The following is a 6,315-nucleotide window of genomic DNA, read 5'->3' as shown; positions in this document are numbered from 1 at the left end:
CACCGACATCGACGGCAGCTGGGACGTCGAGGGTGCGAACATGAGCCTCGATCCAGGTTTCGTCGGCCCGGGATTCTGGCACGACAACGGCACGGTCGGCGATCCGACTGATGACTACTGGGTGTGGGGAGATTATCACCTGGGCGCATCTTCGCCGTGCATCGACGCGGGTTCGGATGGCGCTCCGTACCCCGGAGACCTCCCGACATATGACTTCGAGGGAGATCCGAGGGTGATGGACGGCAACGGCGACCAAATTGCGACAGTCGACATCGGAGCCGATGAATTGCCTTTGATATTCGCCGACGGCTTCGAGACCGGCAACCACGAGGCCTGGTCTGACACAGTTCCGTAGATTGGCCAGTGCTAATTTTCACCGTTCAAGAAATAATGGGGAATCAGTCCATTTGAACCGTTGTGGTGTGCACATCGAGGACATACCTTGTCAAGGCGCCAGGCACCGACGATGTATAAAACCGCAGCGGAACCGGGGCGACTGCCGGGGCGCCGCGATCGCCCCCAGTGGGCGTGACTCGTCACGGTCAAATCTGCGAGGTGGAGTTGTCACGTACTCGGTTCTTCGTCGAGGGCCAAGAAATACGCCCGGTCGGAGATGAAGTGCACACCTCGCAACGACGGGTCCTGAAGGTACCCCTCCTCCGTGTCCGCGACGGGCTCGCTCCACGTGTCGACCTGGAGCTGGACCAGCCACCCACAGGTCTCCGGATCTTCCGTGACGCCGTCGGCGAGCACCTGTTCGACAAAGGCCACCGCTTCCGCATAGCTCGACCCCGTTACACCGAATAGCTGGTAGTACCCGTTCGCCACATTCGGGGATTCCTCATCGTCGAGATCGAGCTCGACTGGCCCCTCGAACATCATTTCGATTTCAACTCGGAAATAGCCCAGATCGTCTGCAACCACATTGCCTCCAGCCGACGAGGTTGATGCGTAGTTCTAGGTTGCCACATTCACATTCATTGGTTCATCTCCGGAAGGGGCGGACGACACCACCTTTTCAAATTGATATCCGGCACTCAGGTTGGCTGGCTGTCAAGGGATCGTGCTGGACCAGTTCGCGGATGTGCCGTTTTCGAAGTCGTCCCCGAACACCACCACGCCGGAGCTGAACAGGTAGCCGCGGAGATCGTAGGTGACATCTGAGGTGCTCCAGCCATCCGAGAATACGACGAACATGTCGCCCTCCGGTGTGGCCGCGGCCAGGGCCGCGAATGTCTGCGTCTCGGCGCTGGAATCGATCGGGAACGGGGTTCCCCAAGGCGCATCGTGGCCCGTCAGAACGCTGCATCCCCACAGATCCACGGAACCTCCAGGCGTGGACCAGACCACGACGTACCCGTACCCCGGTACGTGTGACACGTCGCCAACCTGACCGCCCCAGGATGTCACCGACTGGAAGGTCTCGATGGCAAAACCTGTGCCCGGTCCTTGTGGGACGCCATCCCCGGAAACCCTGCGCGCACGGATATCGATGTCGTTTGTCGCGGCTGTATCGTTTGTCCACGCGACCAGGAACTCACCGTTTGCGCTCGCCAGTTCGTTCCCGTACGTATCGCACCCGGTCCCCGCACACACCTCGATTTCAGGGGCCACGCTCACGCCGAGCAGACTGGCCACCGCTGACTTGGCGGTGACGTCGAATGCCATGGTCTTTTCGCGGCTGTAGGTGATCAGATATTTCCCGCTCGCCTCATCGAACGCGACGTGGGGATCCATCCGGAATTCGGGCCCTGTCGCCACATTCGCCCACGAGAGCGAGGCCAGAGTTCCGGCATCCAACCGTCTCGCGTCGATATCCCGGCCGCCGCCCGGCCACACATTCATCCAGACGACAAGAAACTCGTCATCGATGGGGTTGTAGGCGATGTCCGGCAGCTCCCGGCTGCCGACGCCGTCCGCGATCGTGATCTCTGTCGGATCGACTGTGCCGTCCCACGCCACCCACCGTCCAGCGATTTCGAAGCTTGAAACGCTCACCGGACGCGGGTACACCACGAGGTATCCCCCGTGGGATGGTGCGAAGGCGACAGCTGCCGGAATCGGGAGCGTGCTCGAGAGGCCCACCGCCACCGGTATCGGTGATCCAATCAGCGAGCCGTTTCGGGCAACACGTTGAGCGAAGATCTCACAGGAGGAACTGCCCCCCCAATGTTGCCAGACGACCAGGAATTCGTCCTGTGCCGGGTTGTAGGCGACCGCCGAGTACCAGTTTTGATCGCTGAGACCATCCCACACGTTGATGAGGGTTTGAGTCGCAAAAGGCACGGGGGGACCCTGGGCGGCCGCCGGGCTGGCTGGCAAAGCCACTGCTGACGCGGCGCTTAACAACAACACGGCACCGGTTTCCCGCAACGTCGTGTTTCGCTGAGGAAATCCCATGGCCTTATCTCCGGGAAGGTTTTTCGATTCTGCGAGTCGGTCTGGTTGAGTCAGGCTGGAACCGCCGGTCACGAGGGGGTGAAACGCGGTTCGCTCGGTCGATTTCCACATCGGGATCGGTGACAGCCCGGGGAGCCGTGATCCAGCTTCTGTCTGAAAAACTCAGCGATTCTGGCGAACGGACTTCCGTGATCGGACGCTTGATCGACAATGGTTCAGCAGCTTTCTGTCGCCCGACATTAGCACAGAGGCGCTGTACCATGCGGCGGTACATCTGTGTTGTTTTCAGAAGCTCCTAAAGCCTGGAACCTCAACCTCAACAAGTTCATGCGAAGGGTGGCAGAGTGACTACGGGACGGTCGTCGACCACTCAGATGTGTTGCCGGACTCGAAATCAAGCGGTCGCGGGACACGTCACTGAGCGGGGCTCATACCCCGGCGTTTGCTCGACTGATGCGTGCTTCTCGTCCAAGGTTTCACGCAGGGGGCGGGTTGTAAAACCGTTCTTCTTCACCCCGTACCTACTGCAGACGGCGAATGGCACCAGAACGATCCATGATTCATCAAACGAGAGTTATGTCACCCGCGCACTGCTCCCGTGTAGAGTAATCGAATGAATTTCGGCCCCGGTGGAGGACGAGCATCGCGGATGGACGAGAGGGCGCTGCGAGAGCTGAACGCACAGGCGCCCGAGATTCCGCACCTGTGGCGCCGTGTCTTCGCCCTGTTTCGACCCTACCGCGGTGCGATCGTCCTCACCTGTGTGCTGGTCGTCGTCGCCGCCGCCGCCAGGGTGGTACCGCCGCTGATCGTCGAACGCGTGTTCGACAACGCACTCTTTCCGGCCGACGGGTCGGGTCCGCACATGGGCTTGCTGGTGCGGCTCGTCGCGATCATGGTCGGGATCTACGTGGCAACCGCTGCCCTCGGCGTGTGGCAGACGTGGCTCACGTCAACCGTCGGCAACAGCGTGGCGAGGGATCTCCGCGTCAATATGTTCAGGCTGCTCCAGTCCATGGAGCTGGCGTTCTTCACGCGCACCAAGACCGGCTTCATCCAGTCGCGCCTGCAAAATGACGTCGGCGGTGTCGCCAGAGTCCTGACCACTACCTTTACCAGCATTGTCGGTGACGTCGTCACGGTCATCGCGTCGCTGGTCGCGATGATCGCGCTCGACTGGCGCCTGACATTGATCGCCGTGGTGATGATGCCCGGCCTCGTGATCGTGCAGCGCCGTGTGGGCCAGATCCGTGCGCGCATCGCATCGAAAACCCAGATTTCGCTGTCCGAGCTCACGGCCATTACCGAGGAAACCCTCAACGTCTCCGGAATTCTGCTCTCGAAAGTCTTCAATCGCCAGGCTCTCGAGATCGAACGTTACGAGGCCGAGAACCGCAGGCTGGTCTCGCTTCGGGTGCGCCAGGCGATGAGCGGCCAGTGGTTCTTTGGGGTGGTCACGGTCATCATGTCGAGCGTTCCGGCGATTCTCTATCTCGCCGCCGGTTTCCTCATGGCGCGGACGCCGGCCGGCGGCGGGGGCCCGGAGATCACCGCGGGCACGATCGTCGCGTTCACCGCCGTCCAGGCCAGGCTGCTGCGCCCGTTGATCGGTCTCATGCGGGTATCGCTGGAGGTACAGACCTCGCGAGCGCTGTTCGCGCGCATATTCGAGTATCTCGACCTGGTGCCCGCCATCGTCGACGCTCCGGATGCGATCAACGTGGACGACGGCCCCGGTCCGCTGGGCCGCATCGAGTTCCGCGACGTGGAGTTTCGCTATCCGGACGCGCGAGTCGAGGCTCTGCCGATCCTGAGCGATGTGTCATTCACCGCTGAGCCCGGCGAGACCGTGGCCTTCGTCGGCCCGAGTGGATCGGGCAAGACCACGATTGTGTACCTCGTCGCGCGGCTGCACGATCCGACCGCCGGCAGTGTGTGGTTCGCGGGCGTGGATGAACGCCGTTTGCGTCACCAATCTCTTTTGGAAAACATCGGCGTAGTGAGCCAGGAAAACTACCTGTTTCACGCGACGATCGCCCAGAACCTGCGGTACGCCAAGCCCGACGCGAGTGATGCCGAGATGATAGAGGCCTGCCGCGCGGCCAATATCCACGACACCATCATGAGCTTCGAGGACGGATACGAGACCGTGGTGGGGGAGCGCGGCTACCGGCTCTCGGGCGGTGAGCAGCAGCGGATCGCCATCGCCCGGGTGCTGCTCAAGGACCCTCCGGTGCTCCTTCTGGACGAAGCGACCAGCGCCCTCGATACGGTCTCGGAACGGCTCGTGCAGGCCGCCCTGGATCGGGCGTCGGAGGGCCGCACCACGCTGGCGGTGGCCCATCGGCTGTCGACGATCGCCGAGGCTGACATGATTCACGTCCTCGACAGCGGGCGAATCGTCGAGAGCGGTACCTTCGCCGAGCTGATCGCGGCCGGCGGGCTCTTCGCCCAGTTCGCGGCACAGCAGGGCCTGGGGACCGGACACCGTGTGCGGAGCCGAAGCTCCGCCGAGTGTCCCTGAGAGCGGGCAAGCACGCATCGGTTGACTTCACGTACCGCAGGACACATCTTGGTTGGTATCGACCACCGTCGTTGATTGATCGAGTGCGCTCGTCCGGACGAGCGAAGGAGGAGGACATGCGTCACAAGACACCCGTGAAGAATCTGTTTGGCCTGGTGATCGCGCTCGGAGTGGTGGGGATAGCAATCGGCTGCTGTCCAAGCACCCAAGCGCCGGAGGTGGAGATCCCTCCGATGGATCCCTACCTGGCAATCTGGAACAACGGCGACCTCGGCCTGGTGGACGAGTTGTACGCCCCGGACTTCGTCTGGCACGTTGTCGATATCGGTGAGGATGTCGTCGGCACGGCTGCCTTCAAGGAGCTCGTGACTGACTTCCGTACCGCGTTTCCGGATTTCCACGTCACCTTCGACGAGGTCCTCGTGGCCGGAGACAAGACCGTGATCCGGTGGACGATGACCGGAACCAACACCGGCCCACTCCAGGGTCTACCGCCCAGCGGTCAGCCGGTCCAGCTCCAGGGGGTCGCGATCTCACGCGCGGTCGACGGGAAAACGACCGAGGTCTGGCAGTACTACAACCAGCTGTCCATGTTCCAGCAGATGGGCTATACACTGACTCCGGCTTCCGCGGAGGAGACTACCGAAGAGTAGTCGCCGCGGGCCGGAAGAGGCCCCGGACTCCCACGATCCGGCTACTCGAAACGTGGCACCCTCGCTACGGCGTGCTCGCGCTCCATCGGTCCGGGTAGCCGGTCTCGAAGCCGTCCGCAAAAAGTGCCGCGTCGAGGTAGTTGTAGAGCATGAGGACTGATGAGTTGGAAGCGCCCTCGACCCAGGCGATCGTGCTGTCGGCGGTCTGGCGGAAGGAGTCGTCACGGTTGCCCCAACCGGGGCCGGACGGGCTCAGCTGCTCCGGGCCTTCGAGGAAGGCGCCGGCGTCGTCGATCACTCCGAGGTGAAAGGCGCCGTCGCTCTCGGTTCTCCAGCCGACCAGGTAACGCTCCGGTGTGCCCGAACCGATCCGCGCCATCACCGGATCGCGTTCGTCGATTCCGGTGGTCGAGGTCAGCCAGGTGACGCTGGGCGTGAGACCGCCCGCAGCGGTGGCGAAGCCGACGCCGTAGGCGACCGAGTTGACCGTGTCCTGGGCGTTGAAGACGATCCTCCAGCCGACCTCGGCTTCCGCCATCTGGCCAAGCTGCACCGACACCAGGCCGCCGCAGTTGCCATCGCCCTCGAAGATCGAGACGCCGTTGTTCATCGTCAGTCCCGGAGGGTTCGGGTAGCAATCGGTCGAGCAGAAGGCGGTGAAGCCAGCCCCGCCTACGTGGTAGCCGACGAGTTGGGCCATCGAGTGCGAGCAGCCCCAGCTCCACCCACCTCCCTGGA

General features: G+C 62.7%; 6 protein-coding genes. 3 read left to right on the top strand and 3 right to left on the bottom strand.

The annotated features are described in order from the left end of the window. Positions 1 to 355, top strand: a 355-nt coding sequence (locus LJE93_08755) for a hypothetical protein (protein ID MCG6948984.1), incomplete at its 5' end; no start/stop codon positions are given. 209 nt (positions 356 to 564) lie between these two features. Here LJE93_08755 and LJE93_08750 read toward each other — a convergent pair. Both LJE93_08750 and LJE93_08745 read right to left on the bottom strand, forming a co-directional pair. Continuing rightward, the gene (locus tag LJE93_08750; protein ID MCG6948983.1) at positions 565 to 924 is read right to left on the bottom strand and encodes a hypothetical protein; all 360 of its coding nucleotides are present in this window, start codon (positions 922 to 924) and stop codon (positions 565 to 567) included. 129 nt (positions 925 to 1,053) lie between these two features. Beyond that, positions 1,054 to 2,400, bottom strand: coding sequence for a hypothetical protein (locus tag LJE93_08745; protein ID MCG6948982.1), 1,347 nt, complete (start codon positions 2,398 to 2,400; stop codon positions 1,054 to 1,056). Between the two features lie 613 nt (positions 2,401 to 3,013). Between LJE93_08745 and LJE93_08740 the strand changes: the two genes are divergently transcribed. Beyond that, positions 3,014 to 4,924, top strand: coding sequence for an ABC transporter ATP-binding protein/permease (locus LJE93_08740; GenBank protein MCG6948981.1), 1,911 nt, complete (start codon positions 3,014 to 3,016; stop codon positions 4,922 to 4,924). A 116-nt stretch (positions 4,925 to 5,040) separates the two neighbouring features. Beyond that, positions 5,041 to 5,577 carry an ester cyclase gene (locus LJE93_08735; protein MCG6948980.1) on the top strand — a complete coding sequence of 179 codons (537 nt, stop codon included), beginning with the start codon at positions 5,041 to 5,043 and terminating at the stop codon, positions 5,575 to 5,577. A 64-nt stretch (positions 5,578 to 5,641) separates the two neighbouring features. On the opposite strand, the gene LJE93_08730 is transcribed toward LJE93_08735, so the two are convergent. Continuing rightward, positions 5,642 to 6,315 (bottom strand): hypothetical protein (locus LJE93_08730; GenBank protein ID MCG6948979.1); only part of this gene is annotated, 674 nt, incomplete at its 5' end.

The sequence above is a fragment of the Acidobacteriota bacterium genome (assembly GCA_022340665.1).
GTDB lineage: Bacteria > Acidobacteriota > Thermoanaerobaculia > Thermoanaerobaculales > Sulfomarinibacteraceae > Sulfomarinibacter.
Note: the sequence above shows the minus strand (reverse complement) of the source record. Positions and strands in the feature narration are given on the sequence as shown.

Coding starts and splice junctions, on each gene's coding strand:
- LJE93_08745 (MCG6948982.1), bottom strand. CDS start 2,400: ATGGGATTTCCTCAGCGAAACACGACGTTGCGGGAAACCGGTGCCGTG.
- LJE93_08740 (MCG6948981.1), top strand. CDS start 3,014: ATGAATTTCGGCCCCGGTGGAGGACGAGCATCGCGGATGGACGAGAGG.
- LJE93_08735 (MCG6948980.1), top strand. CDS start 5,041: ATGCGTCACAAGACACCCGTGAAGAATCTGTTTGGCCTGGTGATCGCG.